The sequence below is a fragment of the Klebsiella michiganensis genome (assembly GCF_015139575.1).
In the GTDB taxonomy this organism is placed as follows: domain Bacteria; phylum Pseudomonadota; class Gammaproteobacteria; order Enterobacterales; family Enterobacteriaceae; genus Klebsiella; species Klebsiella michiganensis.
This window is the reverse complement of record NZ_AP022547.1, coordinates 1,613,446-1,630,075: the sequence shown is the minus strand read 5'-3', so window position 1 is coordinate 1,630,075 and position 16,630 is coordinate 1,613,446. Positions and strand designations below refer to the sequence as shown.

Sequence of the window (16,630 nt, the reverse complement as noted above, 5' to 3'; positions counted from 1 at the left end):
TAGGATAACTACGCGTAAAAAAAAGGGCAGCGCCGTCAGGCCTGCCCTCTGCATTATCAGGCCTCTGGTTCCTGATCCGGTACCGGTGGCACCACCTCACCTTCGTGAGCAGGTTCCGGATTTGGCGCCGGAAGGTTCATCAGCTTCGCCAGAATGCTGGCCAGCTTCAGACGCATTTCCGGGCGGCGTACGATCATGTCGATCGCCCCTTTCTCAATCAGGAACTCGCTGCGCTGGAATCCCGGCGGCAGCTTCTCGCGAACGGTCTGCTCGATAACGCGGGGGCCGGCAAAGCCGATCAGCGCTTTTGGCTCAGCGATGTTGAGATCGCCCAGCATCGCAAAGCTCGCAGACACGCCGCCCATGGTTGGGTCGGTCAGCACGGAGATATACGGCAAGCCGCGCTCCTGCATTTTCGCCAGCGCAGCGGAGGTTTTCGCCATCTGCATCAGCGACATCAGCGCTTCCTGCATACGGGCGCCGCCGGATGCGGAGAAGCAAATCAGCGGGCAGTTGTCTTCCAGAGCCTGCTCAACCGCGCGAACAAAGCGCGCGCCGACCACGGAGCCCATCGACCCACCCATAAAGGAGAATTCGAAAGCGGCGGCAACAACCGGCATATCATGCAGGGTGCCTTTCATGACCACCAGCGCGTCTTTTTCGCCGGTCTCTTTCTGGGCGGACGCCAGACGGTCTTTATACTTTTTCGAATCGCGGAACTTCAGCACATCTTTCGGCTCGAGCTCGCTTCCCAGCTCCACGAGGGAACCTTCGTCCAGCAGGCTATGCAGGCGGTTGCGCGCCGACATACGCATGTGGTGATCGCACTTAGGGCAAACCTCCAGGTTGCGCTCCAGCTCTGCGCGGTACAATACCTGACCGCAGCTGTCGCACTTGGTCCATACACCTTCAGGGATACTTGCCTTACGGGTGGGGGTTATATTGCTTTTAATTCGTTCAATCCAGCTCATTGATAACCTTTCTACCTGAACCTGGTCGATGCCAGTTTTGTCGCAAGGGGCGCATAATGCCATTTTTGCCCCTCACAGACCATGAATGTTGCACATTAAATCATAACATCCCGTAACATGGGATAAAAAAGTGGTCGAACCGCTCACACTTCACGCTTCGGGCGGCGGCATACCGCCCGAAGATCGTCGCCGCGTTATTTCGCCTGTTTCGCCGCCGCCCGCTTGTGGCGGATGACTTCAATCACGCCCGGCAATACGGACAGGACGATAATCGCCACGATCAGCAGCTTAAGGTTTTCCTGGACGATCGGCAAATCGCCGAACAGATAACCCGCGTAGGTAAATAACAGTACCCACAGCAGCGCGCCAACAACGTTATACATCGCAAAATGACGATAGGACATATGCCCCATTCCCGCCACAAACGGCGCAAACGTTCTGACGATCGGCACGAAACGGGCCAGGATGATGGTCTTACCGCCGTGGCGTTCGTAGAAGCTATGGGTCTTATCCAGGTAGCTGCGGCGGAAAATTTTCGAATTGGGATTACTGAAGAGCTTTTCGCCAAACAGCCGGCCAATCGTGTAGTTCAAGGCATCGCCAACAATCGCGGCAATGACCATCAGCAGCACCATTAAATGCACGTTGAGATCGTTGGTCGGCAGCGCGGAGAGCGCGCCTGCCACAAACAGCAGCGAATCCCCCGGCAGGAACGGCGTGACCACCAGGCCGGTTTCGCAGAACAGAATCAAGAATAAAATCGCGTATACCCAAATGCCGTACTCCGCGACCAGCTCAGCCAGATGCACATCAATATGCAGGATAAAATCAATTAAAAAGTGAATCAGGTCCATAGTTTGCGTTAGCCCTTAATAACCCGGTTAGTCCGCCAGAAACAGCGGGCCCATCGGCATGACCGGGAGGTCGTAGCGGGCCGGATAGTCCACCGACACCAGATACAATCCTTCCGCCTTTGCCGTTGCGGCGGCAAGCGTCCTGTCTTTTGCCGCCAGAAGTTCTGCAATCCAGCTCTCTGGCTGGTTACCGGCACCTACTTCCATCAGACTGCCGACAATGTTCCTTACCATATGATGTACAAAGGCATTCGCTTTGATGTCCACCACCACATATGCACCATAACGGGTGACGTTAATATGCATCACGTTGCGCCACGGCGTGCGCGACTGGCACTGTACCGCACGAAACGAGGTGAAATCATTCTCTCCCAGCAGACACTGAGCGGCGCGCTGCATCCGCTCCGCATCCAGCGGGAGGTAATAATGGGTTACGCCGCGGCTCAATACCGCCGGCCGCAGACGATGATTATAGATAACATAACGATAGCGACGCGCCGTGGCGCTGAAGCGGGCATGAAAATCCGGTGGAACCGGCTTTACCCAGCGCACCGCAATGTCGCCGGGCAAATTCGCATTTACGCCCAGCGTCCATGCGGCATCCTGACGCTGCGCGCGGGTTTCAAAATGCACGACCTGACCGGTACCGTGAACGCCGGCATCCGTACGGCCCGCGCAAAAAACGTTAACAGGCTCGTTCGCTACCTGCGAGAGCGCCTTTTCCAGCTTCTCCTGTACGCTGCGGACTTCGTTCTGCCGCTGCCAGCCGTAGTACTTGCTGCCATCGTATTCGATGCCCAGCGCGATTTTGTAGACCGGCGGCTGCTCCATCTCAGACATCAGTACAAATACTCCTGAACCAGCTTCTCAGCGATTTTCACCGCCATCAGCGCGCCGCCAAAACGGACGTTATCGGCGACGGACCAGAACTGCACCTGCTCAGGCATACCGTAGTCGTTATGCACGCAGCCGACGGAGAGGCGGGCGTTACCGGAAGCATCGCCGACCTGCGTCGGGAACTCGCCCTCTTCGGACAGTTCGATATCTTCGCCAAGGCTAAAGGCATCGCGCGCTTCTTCGGCGGCCAGCGGACGCTGCGCTTCAAAACTCACCATCTGCGCATGGCCGTAAAACACCGGCGACTGAACGACGTTTGCGGAGATCATCAGGCCATCATCCTGCAGGATTTTGCGGACCTCATCGACGATACGGCGCTCTTCACGCACGCTTCCTTCACCATCGGGCAGCAGCGGCAGCATATTGAACGCCAGCTGACGACCGAAGAAATCATCTTCGTCGATCGGAATACCGTTAAGCAATTTGGCGCTCTGCCCCGCGAGGGCATCGACCGCTTTTTTACCGTGAGCGGAAGCGGAAAGCAGGCTGGTCACGCTGATACGCGCCAGGCCGCCCCGATCGATCAACGGTTTCAACGCCGACAGCAGCTGGCTGGTCAGGCTATTCGCGACCGAGATAACGTTGCGATTGCGGTAATCCGCCAGTACGAACGGGTTAACATCCGGCACCACCAGCGGCACGTCCGGCTCCAGCGCAAACAGACCGCTTAAATCAATCACCAGGCAGCCCGCGTTAGTGGCGTCTTCGATATACGCGGCGGAGGCCTCTACACCGGCGGCAAAAAAGGCCAGCTGGGCCTGGGTCCAGTCAAATTCCGCCGCATCCTGAACGATAACCGACTTGCCCGAAAAACGCAGATGTTCACCGGCGCTATCGCTACGCGCCAGCGCATAAATATCCCCCACCGGGAACTGACGATCGGCAAGCGTTTCGAACAGGGCTTCGCCTACGGCGCCCGTTGCGCCCAGTACGGCAATATTCCAGCCTTCAGACATGGTGGTGTACTCCAGAAAAAAGCGGCCCTGCCGGATTATCCAGCAGGAGCATTAAGATGATATTAACGAACAGGATGATGAACGGCGTTAAAGCCCAGCTGGCGCAACAGCGTCGCCGCCTGCGCATCGCTGCACTGTACGTACAGCGAAGACCATTCACGGCGTTCCTGATAATTTTTGCGCAGTTTGTCGAACTCGCCCGCAGCGCCCGCGACTTTTCGCAGCGGCGCATCATCGCGGCGCACATCATACACCAAATGCGCCAGCCGTTTTAGCGTTGCCTGATCGAGCGGCCCGTGCAGCGTAATGCGGCCAAACTCCGGCGCCGGTAGCAACGTGTCCAGCGCCACCTGCTGTGGATGACCAATAAACGCGCTGTAGGCCTCAAAAACCTGCGTCGTACCGCGCGCTTTGCCTTCAAGGGTATAGCCGGCAATATGCGGCGTACCAATATCCACCCGCTTGAGCAATTCGGTATTCAGATCCGGCTCCGGCTCCCAGACATCCAGCACCACGCTTAATGCCTGCCCGGCCTGCAGCTGCTGCAGCAGCGCGGCGTTATCCACCACCGGACCACGGCAGGCGTTGATTAAAATCGTCCCCGGCTTCAGGCGGCGAATCAGCGCCTCATCCGCCAGGTGCAGCGTCTTGTACTGCCCTTCCTTATAGAGCGGGGTATGGAACGTCAAAATGTCCGCGTCCTGCACCAGCTCGTCAAGAGAGCGGAAATCCCCCTCGTCGCCGCGATCGGCGCGCGGCGGATCGCAGAGCAGCGTTTTGATTCCCAGCGCCTCAAGGCGTTTTTGCAGACGCCCGCCCACGTTGCCGACGCCCACGATCCCGACGGTACGGTCGGCCAGCGCAAAACCGTCACGCTCGGCCAGCATGAGCAGCGCGGAAAACACATATTCCACCACCGCGATAGCGTTGCAGCCCGGCGCCGCGGAAAAACCGATTCCCGCCTGCTGTAGCCACGCCTGATCGACATGATCGGTACCCGCCGTCGCGGTGCCAACAAATTTGATCGCTTTGCCAGAAAGTAGCGCTTCGTTAACTTTGGTGACGGATCGCACCATCAGCGCATCGGCGTCATTTAGCGCTTCAACCGGGACAGGGCGACCTGCAACGGCCTTCACTTCCCCCAGGCGGCTAAAAAGCTCGCGCGCATAGGGCATATTTTCATCAACGAGGATTTTCACGGTTCAGTACCTGTCTGAGAGCGAGAGTAAACCGGGGAAGTGTGCCATAATCTGCCCGCCAGGAACATCACCACCCGGCCCTTAGTACAGTAATTTAGTACAGCAATACGCAAAGGATTAATCATGACGCAACCCGTTTCAGGTATGTCCGATCGCCCTCCGGGCTCAGGCGAACCTCCGCTCACCACTCAGCAGCGTACCGCGCTTGAGCGGCTCATTACGCGCCTGGTGGCTTTAACATCCCAGCAAAATGCGGAAGTGTGGGCCTGCGTAAAACACGATCTGAGCCTGAAAAACGACGCGCCGCTGCTGGCAAGCCATTTTGCCGCCGCCGAGAACAGCCTGAACCAGCGCCTAATCCTCGCCCAGCAAAATCATCACCGTCGGCAAATCCTGGCGCAGCTGAGCGAGCTGCTGAATCAGGGCAACAATCGCCAGGCGGTCAGCGATTATATTCGTCAGCATGACGGTCAAACCGCCCTGCATGCCTTGTCCCAGCCGCAGCTGGAGAATGTTCTGCAGCTCCTGCAAAGCGGCCAGCTCTCGATTCCTCAGCCGCAGCAGCGCCCGCCAACGCATCGTCCGCTGCTGCCCGCGGAGCACAACACGCTCAATCAGCAGGTGACCAAACTCGCGGCGGCCACCGGCGAGTCCAGCAAGCTTATCTGGCAATCCATGCTGGAGCTAAGCGGCGTCAAGAGCGGAGAGCTGATCCCGGCGACCCACTTCACTCCCCTCTCGTACTGGCTACATGCGCGGCAAACGCTCAGTTCGCAGGCTGCGCCGACGCTGACCTCGCTGCAGGCCGCATTAAAACAGCCGCTTGAAGCCGCGGAATGGCAAAGAGTGATGGATTTTGCCCAAACCCACTGGCACGCGACGGCGCAAACGCCGCTCAGCGCGGCGCAGCTGCTGACGCTGCTCAACAAAATTTTCGTGCTCAGGGTCGCCAGAGCCCAGGAGACGCTGGCGATCCCGCCGGTTCAGGCGCCTCCCGCCTCACCGTGGCTGGCATTGAAAAAACCGTGGGTTATCGCGCTGGCAGCTATCGTGGTGCTTGCCCTGCTGTGGCTGGTGATTTAAGGAGATATCATCGGCCCGCATGCCGCCGGGCCGAATGAAGCGCTACTTACGCAGCGACACCTGGCTAACCAGGATCCCCAGCACGGCGCATATTGCCGCGGCCAGGAAGACGGATGAGTAGCCCAACGACGTCGCCAGCAGCCCGGTAAGCGGGCCGGTGACGCCGTAAGAGATATCCTGAAACGCGGCATAGCCGCCAAGCGCCGTTCCTCGTACCTGCGGCGGTACCCGCTTCACGACCTCGACGCCCAGCGCCGGGAAGATAAGCGAGCATCCGCAGCCGGTGAGCGCCGCCCCCGCCAGCGCGATCCAGGCATTGGGCGCCTGCCAGAGCAGCGCCAGGCCTATCGCTTCAATCAGCAGCGAAACGATGGCCACTTTCACCCCGCCGAAGCGGTCCGGCATCCAGCCAAACAGTACGCGCATCAGGACAAACGCCCCGCCAAACGCGGTCAGCGTAAAACCGGCCATCGCCCAGCCGTTGCTGGCGAAATACAAAGAGACAAATGTGCCAATTACCGCGAAGCCAACGCCCTGAAGGCCAAGACCGATACCGGGCCGCCAGATCATTCCCACCACGCTCCACAGCGACGGCCGCTCGCCGCCGTGAGCAGGAATTTTACGCACCGTGCCGTTAATCGCCCAGGCCACTAACGGCAGCACCATGGTGACGCAGGCTAGCGCCGCGACGCCGTAATGGCTGTAGATCAGCAGCCCCAGCGGCGCCCCGGCCGCCAGAGAGCCGTATATCGCCATACCGTTCCACGACATGACTTTACCGGAACGCATGGGCCCCACCAGCCCCATCCCCCAGCTTAAATTACCGGTGAGCAGCTGGCTTTCACCAAAACCCAGGATCAGACGGCCAAGCACCAGCAGGCTAAACTTCGCCATGACCGGCACCGGCAGCAGCGCGGCGCACAGCCAGGCGCCCCCCGCCAGCGCGCAGGCCAACATCCCCTGCAGGACAGAGCGTTTGGCGCCGTACTGATCGGCAAGGCGGCCGGCATAGCCGCGGGTTAATACGGTCGCCAGAAACTGGATACCGACGGCGACGCCAACCATGGTATTGCCAAATCCCAGTTCCTGATGGACAAACAAAGGGATAACCGGTAGCGGCAGGCCGACGGTCATATAGGTGAGAAAAACGGCGAACGTGATCCGAAACAGCGAACCATTCGCTGAAGGAGTGCGTTTTGTTTCAGTGACTGCGGACATGCTTTACTCCAGTTCGCAGAGTAAGGCGAGGTGAGACCACGCCCTCTCCACCTGATTATCAGGGTTAAGGCGCGTTGGATGACGTTAAACGCTTACGCATTATCTGAGAGAATAATGTTGTGCCAGGAGTTTGCCTTTTCTCCCGGGGGTCTGTCAAGAATACAAAAAAGGGAGCCCGTTGGCTCCCCTTGTAAAGCGTGTTCGTTATGCGCGGTATTTGCGCATGACCAGCGTGGCGTTAGTCCCGCCAAAGCCGAAGCTGTTAGACATCACGGTCGTCAGCGCGCGTTCGGTCGGCTCGGTCACGATATTCAGGCCGGCTGCCTGCTCGTCCATCTCTTCGATGTTGATGCTCGGCGCAATAAAGCCGTGTTCCAGCATCAGCAGGGAGTAGATAGCTTCCTGTACGCCAGCGGCGCCCAGGGAGTGGCCGGTCATCGCTTTGGTCGCGGAGATCGCCGGGCTGTTATCACCGAAGACTTCACGAATCGCCCCCAGCTCCTTCACATCGCCTACCGGGGTAGAAGTACCGTGGGAGTTCAGGTAGTCAATCGGCGTATCAACGCCGTCCATCGCCATCTTCATGCAGCGAACCGCGCCTTCACCGGACGGGGCAACCATGTCTGCGCCATCGGACGTTGCGCCGTAGCCAACGATTTCAGCATAGATGTGCGCGCCGCGCGCCAGAGCATGTTCCAGCTCTTCAACCACAACCATACCGCCGCCGCCCGCGATAACGAAACCATCACGGTGGGTGTCATAGGTACGAGACGCTTTTTCTGGCGTTTCGTTGTATTTGGTGGACAGCGCGCCCATCGCGTCGAATTCACACGCCATTTCCCAGCACAGCTCTTCGCCGCCGCCGGCAAACACGATGTCCTGTTTGCCCAGCTGGATTTGTTCAACAGCGTTACCGATGCAGTGTGCGGAAGTCGCACAGGCGGAGCTGATGGAGTAGTTCACGCCGTAGATTTTGAACGGTGTTGCAAGGCAAGCGGATACCGCGGACGCCATCGCTTTGGTCACCACGTAGGGGCCAACCGCTTTCAGACCGCGCGGGCTGCGCATTGCATCAGCGCCGAAAACCTGAGATTTAGAAGAACCGCCAGAACCGGCAATCAGGCCCACGCGCGGGTTTTGCTGATAGACTTCATCTTTCAGGCCAGCATCTTCAATTGCCTGCTGCATGGAAAGATAGGAATAGATAGAGGCATCGTTCATGAAACGAACCACTTTACGGTCGATCAAGCCGGTGGTGTCCAGTTTGACGTTGCCCCATACGTGGCTGCGCATTCCTGAATCTTTAAACTCTTCAGAGAAAGTGATCCCGGAGCGTCCTTCACGCAGAGATGCCAGGACTTCCTGCTGGTTATTACCAATACTGGAAACGATGCCCAGGCCAGTAATCACTGCACGTTTCATTCAATACCTCTGTAAGTCGCACTATATTAAGTTTCGAGTCGCACAATAGCGTACACTTGTACGCCGAACAAGTCCGATCAGCCAATTTGTGTATAAATTTGCGCCCTCAGGCACACATCGTTAAGATCGTTCTACGCCTTGTGATTCGAGTAACTTACGTGAAACAAAACGCCATACAACCCGCCAACCTGGAATTCAACGCTGAGGGTACACCTGTTTCCCGAGATTTTGACGATGTCTACTTTTCCAATGACAACGGTCTGGAAGAGACGCGCTACGTTTTCCTCGACGGAAACCAGCTCAGGGAACGCTTCCCTGAGCATGCACGTCCGTTCTTTGTGGTTGCCGAAAGCGGGTTCGGTACCGGCCTGAATTTCCTCACGCTGTGGCAGGCGTTTGACGTTTTTCACCGCGATAATCCAGAAGCTACCCTGCAAAGATTACATTTCATCAGTTTCGAAAAATTTCCGCTGAAAGCGGAGGACCTGCGCCTTGCCCACCAGCGCTGGCCGGAGCTTGCAACCTGGGCCGAGCAGCTGCAGGCGCAGTGGCCTCTGCCCATCGCGGGCTGCCATCGTCTGCTGCTGGATGAAGGGCGGGTCACGCTGGATTTGTGGTTTGGCGATATTAATGAACTGACCAACGAGCTCGATGATTCGCTTAATCAGCAGGTGGACGCCTGGTTTCTTGATGGCTTTGCCCCGGCAAAAAACCCGGACATGTGGACGGCGGAGCTGTTTGCGGCGATGGCTCGTCTGGCAAGACCCGGCGGTACCCTGGCCACATTCACCTCCGCCGGCTTTGTGCGCCGCGGCCTGCAGGAGGCCGGTTTCAGCATGCAGAAGCGCAAGGGTTTTGGCCGCAAGCGCGAAATGCTGACCGGCGAAATGCGTGAAACGCCGGAGATCCCCGCGCGCGCGCCGTGGTTTGCCCGCAGCGGTACGGAACAGCGCGATGCCGCGATTATCGGCGGGGGGATCGCCAGCGCCCTGCTCGCGCTGGCGCTGCTGCGCCGCGGATGGCAGGTAACGTTATACTGCGCCGACAGCGCGCCGGCTGAAGGCGCATCCGGAAACCGCCAGGGCGCGCTCTATCCGCTGCTCAGCCAGCACGATCCCGCCCTGGCCCGCTTCTTCCCGGCGGCATTTACTTTCGCCCGCCGCGTGTATGACGCTCTGCCGGTGATGTTCGATCATGACTGGTGCGGCGTGACGCAGCTGGGCTGGGATACGAAAAGCGCGCAGAAAATCGCCCAGATGATTGCGCTTAACCTGCCGCCGGAAATCGCCGTCGCCGTGGATGCCCGAACCACTGCGCAACAAACCGGTGTGGAAACCGGCTGCGGGGGCATCGCCTATCCTGCCGGCGGCTGGCTTTGTCCGCAGCAGTTAACCGCTGAACTGCTGGCCCTCGCCGCCACTCGCGGATTGCGCGTGCGCTACGATTATCCGGTCACGGATCTCAGCGCAGACAACAACGGCTGGCAATTAAACCAGCGGCAGTACCACGAGGTCGTGGTGCTGGCCAACGGCCATCAGCTGACCCGCTTTAGCCAGACGGAGCATCTTCCCATGTATCCGGTTGCCGGTCAGGTTAGCCATATTCCGACGACGCCAGGGCTATCGAAATTGCGCCAGGTCCTGTGCTACAACGGCTACCTGACGCCGCAAAACCCGCATAATCAGCAACACTGCATTGGCGCAAGCTACCACCGCGGACAGGCAGAGGCCGCGTTTAGCGCCGAGGATCAGCAGCAGAATCGCCAGCGCCTGATTGACTGTTTCCCGCAGGCGGAATGGACGCGGGAGGTAGACGTGAGCGCTAATCAGGCCCGCAGCGGCGTGCGCTGCGCAACCCGCGATCATTTGCCGATGGTCGGCAGCGTACCTGATTATGAGGCCACCTTACGCGAATATGCCTCTCTGGCTGAACGTCAGGAGCAGGCCGGAGAAGCGCCGGTTTACCGCAACCTGTATATGCTGGGCGCGCTGGGGTCGCGCGGCCTGTGCTCCGCGCCGCTGGCGGCTGAAATTCTGGCGTCGCAAATGAGCAATGAGCCATTACCTATGGATAAAGAAACGCTGGCGGCGCTGAATCCTAACAGGCTGTGGGTAAGAAAACTGCTGAAAGGGAAAGCGGTGAAATAATTGCGGGAAATAGAGCCCGGCTGAGCGAATGCCGGGCTTTGGCGGAGGGCAGAACTATTTCTGCATCGCCTTCTGGTACAAACTGTTCCACATTTCCTGCACCAGAACCTGATCCGGCGGCGACAGTTCGCCCGCGCTGATGGCTTTTTCCAGGCTCCGGGATACCTTGTCATGTACCGCTTGCGCAGTATGCTCGCCCTCTCCTTCCAGCTCGGCCACCGCCAGCGTCAGGTGGCCGCGCAGATAACCGCCGGCAAACAGTTCGTCATCACTGGCGTGGTCGACCATATCATCAATTAACGCCAGAATGCGTGATTCAAACTCCGCGATCATCTTCTTTCCTCATAGTATGTAAAGTGTGGCCTTAGTGCAGGTCTTCCGGCCACGGGAACTGTTCTGCCGTCAAGGGCGGCGTTTGGTAATATTCTTGCAGCGCCTGAATGAAACGCGCGGGACGCTCAGGGATCCCCTGCTCCAGATAGGTCATCACCTGGGCATGCACGCGCCGCTGAAAAGCGATCCGGTCGGGCTCAAAATCCCCTTCCAGGTTGTCGCAGCTGACGTTAAATGGGTATCCCGCCGCCACGCAAAACAGCCAGTCAAACGCCTGAGGCTTCACCTCAACGTCTTCAAATTGAGACTGGGTCATCGCGTCGCGACCGTCCGGGCAGTACCAGTAACCGAAATCTACCAGCTCACGTCGCGCCTTCCCGGCAATGCACCAATGCGATATCTCGTGCAGTCCGCTGGCGTAAAAGCCGTGGGCAAAGACGATACGGTTGTAAGGCACGTCATCATCTGCCGGAAGATAGATCGGTTCGTCATCGCCTTTAATCAGACGGGTATTAAAATCTTCAGCAAAACAGCCGTCGAAGATTTCGATCAGCTGTTCATATTTATGCGTGCTGTTCATTAGTTCATCCCCAGCCACTGGAGGAACTCCTGTCCATGGCTGTCATAAAGCAGTTTTGCACTCATCACCGCCGACACCACGACGATCATCGGTCGAATCAGTGACTGTCCTTTGCTCAGCACCAGCCGCGATCCCGCGCGGGCGCCGATAAATTGCCCGGCCAGCATCACAAAGCCGGTAGCCCATATCACCTTGCCGCCAATAATAAACAACAGCAGGCCGCCAACGTTAGACGTCGCGTTAAGCAATTTTGCATGCGCGGTCGATTTCGCCAGATTGAACCCCGCGAGGGTGACGAAAGCCAGCGCGTAAAAAGATCCGGCGCCCGGACCAAAGAAACCGTCGTAAAAACCGACGCAGCCACCAGCCACCAGGGCAAACGGCAGACCGTACAGACGTCGCTGCCGGTCCTCTTCGCCGAGCTTCGGCATCAGCAGAAAATAGAGGCCAATGCCGATAACCAGGATTGGCAGTATCTGCTTGAGAATATCGGACTGGACGTGCTGGACCAGCAGCGCGCCGCCCGTCGAGCCGAGAAAGGTCATCAGAATATTGAGCTTCTGGTCGGCCAGATTCACCACCTTGCGGCGGATGAAATAAAGCGAGGCGGACAGCGACCCGCCGCAGGCCTGCAGCTTATTCGTTGCCAGCGCCTGCGCAGGGGGAAGACCCGCCGCCATCAGGGCCGGGACGGTCAATAACCCGCCGCCGCCCGCCAGTGAATCGATAAATCCCGCCAGAATGGCCACGAAGAACAGTACGACCAGTACCGTCGGTGACACCATAAAAACGTCGATAAAACTATCCATTAAAGAATATGCTCATCCAGTAGCGCCTGGCAGGAAGGCGGCAGCGGAGGCGGCGTCTTCTTCACAGGAGGGGTTGATCCTGGCTTAGGGGGTTCAAACCAGCTTTGCAATTCCGCACCGCAGCCATCGCCCGCCGGAGGCGGGGCCTGGTCTTCACACTCGAGGCTGCCGGCCGGGCAGCGCAGGCGCACGTGCATATGCGCTCGGTGCTGGAACCATGGGCGAACTTTGCGTAGCCAGTCGCGATCGCTACCGGCATCCAGGCACAGCTGCTGCTTAATCGCCGGGTTGACGAAAATACGCGTAACGTCGCTATCTTGCGCCGCCATCTTAATCAGCTGGCTGATTTGCGGGCTCCACAGCGACGGCACTACGCGTTTGCCGTCGCGGGCCACCAGGTCCAGCGCCTGCGGCTTCAGCAGCTGAGCTGAACTCCAGCGCGCCTGCGGCAGCTGAAGAAAAATATCGACGTCCAGTCCGGACTGATGGCTGGCGTGGCCGCCGTTAAAGCGTCCACCGGCCGGCATACCCATGTCGCCAATCAGCACCGTTCCCATGCCTTTATTGTGCGCCTGATTGCTCAGACGCTGAATAAACTGCACGAGGTCCGGATGGCCGAAGTAGCGGTTCTGATCGGTACGCATCACCTGATAGCCGGTGGCGTTTAACGGCAGCGCCTGCGCGCCAACTATACAGCCATTGGCAAACGCGCCGATGGACTGCGGGCTGCCGCTAACGGGCTGCGTGATTTTCTGCCACGGCGTCGCCGCCAGGCTGGTACCGCTGGCGAGGAGCGCCAGCAGTGCGATAACGGTGTTTTTCATCTATGACCAGCGTGGAATTGATGTCGTCACGTCGCCATTTTGCGCGCGCTGACGCATAAAGTGATCCATTAACACGATCGCCAGCATCGCTTCGGCAATAGGTACCGCACGAATACCGACGCAAGGATCGTGACGCCCTTTGGTGATCATCTCAACTTCTTCGCCAAAGCGATTGATCGTGTGACCCGGGACGGTGATGCTGGAGGTCGGCTTCAGCGCGATATTCGCCACGATCTGCTGACCGCTGCTAATGCCGCCGAGAATGCCGCCCGCGTGGTTGCTCTGGAAGCCCGCTTTGGTAATTTCATCGCGGTTTTCGCTGCCGCGCAGCTTCACCACCTCAAAACCATCGCCAATTTCCACGCCCTTCACCGCATTGATGCTCATCAGCGCGTGCGCGATATCGGCATCGAGACGGTCGAATACCGGCTCGCCCAGTCCCGGCGGTACGCCATCGGCCACCACGGTGACCTTCGCCCCGATGGAGTCGCCCTCTTTTTTCAGGCCGCGCATCAGTTCATCAAGCGCTTCGATTTTGTCCGGATCCGGGCAGAAGAACGGGTTCTGCTCTACCTGATCCCACGCTTTTATCGCCAGCGGGATATCGCCCATCTGGGTCATGCAACCGCGAATCACAATACCAAATTTCGCGGCGAGGAATTTCTTGGCAATCGCCCCTGCGGCCACGCGCATGGCGGTTTCACGCGCAGAGGAACGACCGCCGCCGCGATAGTCGCGCAGGCCATATTTCTGCTCGTAGGTGTAGTCAGCGTGTCCCGGGCGGAAAACGTCCTTAATGGCGCCGTAGTCCTGAGAACGCTGGTCGGTATTCTCAATCAGCAGGCCAATGCTGGTCCCGGTGGTCACCCCCTCGAATACGCCGGAAAGGATCTTCACCTGGTCCGGCTCGCGGCGCTGGGTGGTATAGCGTGAGGTTCCCGGACGACGGCGATCGAGATCGTGCTGGAGATCGGCTTCGGTTAGCGGAATGCCTGGCGGCACGCCGTCAACGATGCAGCCCAGCGCCAGGCCATGCGACTCGCCGAACGTCGTGACGCGAAAGAGTTGTCCAATTGTGTTTCCTGCCATCACGGCTCCGTTTTTGTCGTTATGTTTGCGTGTTGTTTTAGTCTTTATAAATACCGAAATGCGCGCGGGCGGCAATCAGCTGCGGTTTAGTCAGCATAAAGACGCCATCGCCGCCGTTTTCAAACTCCAGCCAGGTAAATGGCACGTCAGGATATTGCTCCATCAGATGTACCATGCTGTTACCGACTTCACAAATCAGGATACCGTCATCGCTGAGATAATCCGGCGCGCAGGCGAGGATCCGGCGGGTTAACTTCAGACCATCGCTACCGGAAGCCAGCCCCAGGACCGGTTCATGGCGATATTCACCCGGCAGGTCGGACATATCTTCTTCATCGACGTACGGCGGATTGGTCACGATCAGATCGTATTGCACCTTCGGCAGATCGCGGAACAGATCGGAGCGAATCGGCGTAACGTTATGAATTAAGCCGTGATCTTCCACGTTCTGCTCGGTAACGGCCAGCGCGTCAGGGGAAATATCCACCGCATCGACTTCCGCTTCCGGGAAAGCGTAAGCGCAGGCGATAGCGATACAGCCGCTGCCGGTGCACATATCAAGGATGTGCTGCGGATAGTGGTCAATCAGGCCGGAAAAATGGTTGTTAATGAGTTCGCCAATCGGCGAGCGCGGTACCAGCACGCGTTCATCGACGTAAAACTCATGGCCGCAGAACCAGGCTTTGTTGGTCAAATAAGCGACCGGAATGCGCTCGTTAATACGACGAATGACGCGCTCAACGATGCGATGTTTTTCGCTGGAAGTCAGACGCGCGGTACGCATATCTTCCGGAATATCAAGCGGCAGATACAGTGAAGGCATCACCAGCTGTACGGCTTCATCCCACGGGTTATCGGTGCCGTGTCCGTACCAGATATTTGCAGCGCTGAAGCGGCTTACCGCCCAACGCAGCATGTCCTGAATGGTATGAAGCTCATTAACGGCTTCATCAACAAAAATTTTATCCACGCTATCCCCCAGGGCACGCTCTGCTATAAATTCGGCGGCTAGTTTGCCACGAAGACGGGGATAAATCAGCATTCTTACGTCAGGCTGAGGGGGAAAAATAGGTTTTCCTTGCCTGGATGCGTGGCGAGTCGGGTAAACTACCGGCAAAGAAAAAATGAGATCAGGTAATGAAAAAGAAAACATCGCTAAGCGAGGAGGATCAGGCATTGTTCCGGCAGCTGATGACCGGCACGCGTCAGATTAAGCAGGACACCATCGTTCATCGCCCGCAGCGTAAAAAAATCGCTGAAGTACCGCCCAAGCGGCTGCTCCAGGAGCAGGCGGATAACAGCCACTATTTTTCCGATGAGTTTCAGCCGCTGCTGAATACCGAAGGGTCGGTTAAGTATGTGCGTTCGGACGTCAGCCATTTTGAGCTGAAAAAACTGCGTCGGGGTGATTATTCGCCGGAGCTGTTTCTCGACCTGCACGGTTTAACCCAGCAGCAGGCCAAGCAGGAACTGGGAGCCTTGATTGCCGCCTGCCGTCGCGAGCACGTATTCTGCGCCTGCGTGATGCACGGGCATGGAAAGCATATTCTCAAACAGCAAACGCCGCTGTGGCTGGCCCAGCACCCGCATATTATGGCGTTTCATCAGGCACCAAAAGAGTACGGCGGAGACGCCGCACTGCTGGTTCTGATTGAAGTTGAAGAGTGGCAACCGCCGGAGCTTCCGTAAACGTCAGCCCCGGAGGGAATCAGATAGCCTTCGCCATCTTCAAATTGCAGGGGCTCATTTGCCAGTTGAATTCGCCTTTGCCGCTGGCATCAAGCGTGACGCAGGCAATCGCCGAAGTGGTGAACATCGGGGGAGTTTCCCCCGGGCACAGCTCTGAGACGAGGTACCCCACCAGAGGGAGGTGAGACACGACCAGCGCCGTCGCCACACCTTCATTCGCCAGCGCCTGCAGATAAGCGCTAACCATGCCAACGTCGCCGCACGGCGTGAGTTCCGGCATCACGTCGACATCTTTTGGCAGATTCATGCACTCCCCAACAATTTCCAGCGTCTGTTCTGCACGCAGGTAGGGACTCACAAGAACCCGCTCAATATCCACTTTTTGACCTTTCAGCCAGGTAGCCATCTGACGAGACTCATCGCAACCGCAGACGGTTAATGGACGAACCGAGTCACTGGCTGCATCGAGGGCAGCGTCGCCGTGACGCATGATAAAAACTTGCATATTGCACCGCTTTTGTTAACCAGAAGCACCGCGGTCTTACCCACGTAGACGATA

General features: G+C 58.1%; 17 protein-coding genes. 3 read left to right on the top strand and 14 right to left on the bottom strand.

What is annotated here, in order from left to right:
* Positions 1-56: 56 nt before the first annotated feature.
* From accD to pdxB, 5 genes are all read right to left on the bottom strand, one after another.
* A complete protein-coding gene (gene accD / locus JLG71_RS07800; protein ID WP_004870882.1) occupies positions 57-971 on the bottom strand; it encodes an acetyl-CoA carboxylase, carboxyltransferase subunit beta in 915 nt (304 codons plus the stop codon).
* Positions 972-1,165: 194 nt separating this feature from the next.
* Positions 1,166-1,825 (bottom strand): DedA family protein, encoded by a 660-nt coding sequence (locus JLG71_RS07795; protein WP_004123217.1) that lies wholly within the window; start codon positions 1,823-1,825, stop codon positions 1,166-1,168.
* Between the two features lie 27 nt (positions 1,826-1,852).
* Positions 1,853-2,665 carry a tRNA pseudouridine(38-40) synthase TruA gene (gene truA / locus JLG71_RS07790; RefSeq protein WP_064374504.1) on the bottom strand — a complete coding sequence of 271 codons (813 nt, stop codon included), beginning with the start codon at positions 2,663-2,665 and terminating at the stop codon, positions 1,853-1,855.
* Complete coding sequence (locus JLG71_RS07785; protein WP_025106660.1) at positions 2,665-3,678, bottom strand: aspartate-semialdehyde dehydrogenase; 1,014 nt, start codon at positions 3,676-3,678, stop codon at positions 2,665-2,667. The genes truA and JLG71_RS07785 overlap by 1 nt, the downstream gene beginning before the upstream one ends.
* A gap of 62 nt (positions 3,679-3,740) precedes the next feature.
* On the bottom strand, positions 3,741-4,877 hold the full coding sequence (gene pdxB, locus JLG71_RS07780; protein ID WP_047723153.1) for a 4-phosphoerythronate dehydrogenase PdxB: 1,137 nt from the start codon (positions 4,875-4,877) through the stop codon (positions 3,741-3,743).
* A gap of 123 nt (positions 4,878-5,000) precedes the next feature.
* Here pdxB and flk point away from each other — a divergent pair, with 123 nt between their 5' ends.
* The gene (gene flk / locus JLG71_RS07775) at positions 5,001-5,960 is read left to right on the top strand and encodes a flagella biosynthesis regulator Flk (RefSeq protein ID WP_049069319.1); all 960 of its coding nucleotides are present in this window, start codon (positions 5,001-5,003) and stop codon (positions 5,958-5,960) included.
* Between the two features lie 42 nt (positions 5,961-6,002).
* On the opposite strand, the gene JLG71_RS07770 is transcribed toward flk, so the two are convergent.
* Both JLG71_RS07770 and fabB read right to left on the bottom strand, forming a co-directional pair.
* Positions 6,003-7,178 (bottom strand): MFS transporter, encoded by a 1,176-nt coding sequence (locus JLG71_RS07770; RefSeq protein WP_064391564.1) that lies wholly within the window; start codon positions 7,176-7,178, stop codon positions 6,003-6,005.
* Between the two features lie 204 nt (positions 7,179-7,382).
* The gene (fabB, locus tag JLG71_RS07765; RefSeq protein ID WP_014230276.1) at positions 7,383-8,600 is read right to left on the bottom strand and encodes a beta-ketoacyl-ACP synthase I; all 1,218 of its coding nucleotides are present in this window, start codon (positions 8,598-8,600) and stop codon (positions 7,383-7,385) included.
* Positions 8,601-8,758: 158 nt separating this feature from the next.
* Between fabB and mnmC the strand changes: the two genes are divergently transcribed.
* A complete protein-coding gene (mnmC, locus tag JLG71_RS07760) occupies positions 8,759-10,747 on the top strand; it encodes a bifunctional tRNA (5-methylaminomethyl-2-thiouridine)(34)-methyltransferase MnmD/FAD-dependent 5-carboxymethylaminomethyl-2-thiouridine(34) oxidoreductase MnmC (protein WP_064357953.1) in 1,989 nt (662 codons plus the stop codon).
* Positions 10,748-10,801: 54 nt separating this feature from the next.
* Here mnmC and JLG71_RS07755 read toward each other — a convergent pair whose 3' ends face one another.
* From JLG71_RS07755 to prmB, 6 genes are read right to left on the bottom strand one after another with little or no spacing between them, the layout of a single operon-like run.
* The gene (locus tag JLG71_RS07755) at positions 10,802-11,080 is read right to left on the bottom strand and encodes a YfcL family protein (RefSeq protein ID WP_014230278.1); all 279 of its coding nucleotides are present in this window, start codon (positions 11,078-11,080) and stop codon (positions 10,802-10,804) included.
* Positions 11,081-11,111: 31 nt separating this feature from the next.
* Positions 11,112-11,660, bottom strand: coding sequence for an elongation factor P hydroxylase (locus JLG71_RS07750; protein ID WP_014230279.1), 549 nt, complete (start codon positions 11,658-11,660; stop codon positions 11,112-11,114).
* Positions 11,660-12,469 carry a sulfite exporter TauE/SafE family protein gene (locus JLG71_RS07745; RefSeq protein WP_014230280.1) on the bottom strand — a complete coding sequence of 270 codons (810 nt, stop codon included), beginning with the start codon at positions 12,467-12,469 and terminating at the stop codon, positions 11,660-11,662. Before JLG71_RS07745 ends, JLG71_RS07750 begins: the two co-directional genes overlap by 1 nt.
* Positions 12,469-13,293: a penicillin-insensitive murein endopeptidase gene (mepA, locus tag JLG71_RS07740; RefSeq protein ID WP_032750757.1), complete on the bottom strand. Its 825-nt coding sequence runs from the start codon at positions 13,291-13,293 to the stop codon at positions 12,469-12,471. Before mepA ends, JLG71_RS07745 begins: the two co-directional genes overlap by 1 nt.
* A complete protein-coding gene (gene aroC / locus JLG71_RS07735; protein ID WP_102802947.1) occupies positions 13,294-14,382 on the bottom strand; it encodes a chorismate synthase in 1,089 nt (362 codons plus the stop codon).
* 37 nt (positions 14,383-14,419) lie between these two features.
* On the bottom strand, positions 14,420-15,352 hold the full coding sequence (prmB, locus tag JLG71_RS07730) for a 50S ribosomal protein L3 N(5)-glutamine methyltransferase (protein ID WP_009652591.1): 933 nt from the start codon (positions 15,350-15,352) through the stop codon (positions 14,420-14,422).
* 167 nt (positions 15,353-15,519) lie between these two features.
* On the opposite strand from prmB, the gene smrB reads away from it, so the two are divergent.
* Entirely contained in the window at positions 15,520-16,071 is a 552-nt protein-coding gene (gene smrB, locus JLG71_RS07725) for an endonuclease SmrB (protein ID WP_004123257.1), read from the top strand.
* A gap of 19 nt (positions 16,072-16,090) precedes the next feature.
* Here smrB and sixA read toward each other — a convergent pair whose 3' ends face one another.
* Positions 16,091-16,576: a phosphohistidine phosphatase SixA gene (gene sixA / locus JLG71_RS07720; RefSeq protein WP_014230284.1), complete on the bottom strand. Its 486-nt coding sequence runs from the start codon at positions 16,574-16,576 to the stop codon at positions 16,091-16,093.
* Positions 16,577-16,630 lie beyond the last annotated feature (54 nt).

Bases quoted from the DNA above. Each gene is read 5' to 3' on its own strand.
- accD (WP_004870882.1), bottom strand. From the start codon at position 971: ATGAGCTGGATTGAACGAATTAAAAGCAATATAACCCCCACCCGTAAG.
- JLG71_RS07795 (WP_004123217.1), bottom strand. From the start codon at position 1,825: ATGGACCTGATTCACTTTTTAATTGATTTTATCCTGCATATTGATGTG.
- truA (WP_064374504.1), bottom strand. From the start codon at position 2,665: ATGTCTGAGATGGAGCAGCCGCCGGTCTACAAAATCGCGCTGGGCATC.
- JLG71_RS07785 (WP_025106660.1), bottom strand. From the start codon at position 3,678: ATGTCTGAAGGCTGGAATATTGCCGTACTGGGCGCAACGGGCGCCGTA.
- flk (WP_049069319.1), top strand. From the start codon at position 5,001: ATGACGCAACCCGTTTCAGGTATGTCCGATCGCCCTCCGGGCTCAGGC.
- JLG71_RS07770 (WP_064391564.1), bottom strand. From the start codon at position 7,178: ATGTCCGCAGTCACTGAAACAAAACGCACTCCTTCAGCGAATGGTTCG.
- fabB (WP_014230276.1), bottom strand. From the start codon at position 8,600: ATGAAACGTGCAGTGATTACTGGCCTGGGCATCGTTTCCAGTATTGGT.
- JLG71_RS07755 (WP_014230278.1), bottom strand. From the start codon at position 11,080: ATGATCGCGGAGTTTGAATCACGCATTCTGGCGTTAATTGATGATATG.
- JLG71_RS07750 (WP_014230279.1), bottom strand. From the start codon at position 11,660: ATGAACAGCACGCATAAATATGAACAGCTGATCGAAATCTTCGACGGC.
- JLG71_RS07745 (WP_014230280.1), bottom strand. From the start codon at position 12,469: ATGGATAGTTTTATCGACGTTTTTATGGTGTCACCGACGGTACTGGTC.
- mepA (WP_032750757.1), bottom strand. From the start codon at position 13,293: ATGAAAAACACCGTTATCGCACTGCTGGCGCTCCTCGCCAGCGGTACC.
- aroC (WP_102802947.1), bottom strand. From the start codon at position 14,382: ATGGCAGGAAACACAATTGGACAACTCTTTCGCGTCACGACGTTCGGC.
- smrB (WP_004123257.1), top strand. From the start codon at position 15,520: ATGAAAAAGAAAACATCGCTAAGCGAGGAGGATCAGGCATTGTTCCGG.
- sixA (WP_014230284.1), bottom strand. From the start codon at position 16,576: ATGCAAGTTTTTATCATGCGTCACGGCGACGCTGCCCTCGATGCAGCC.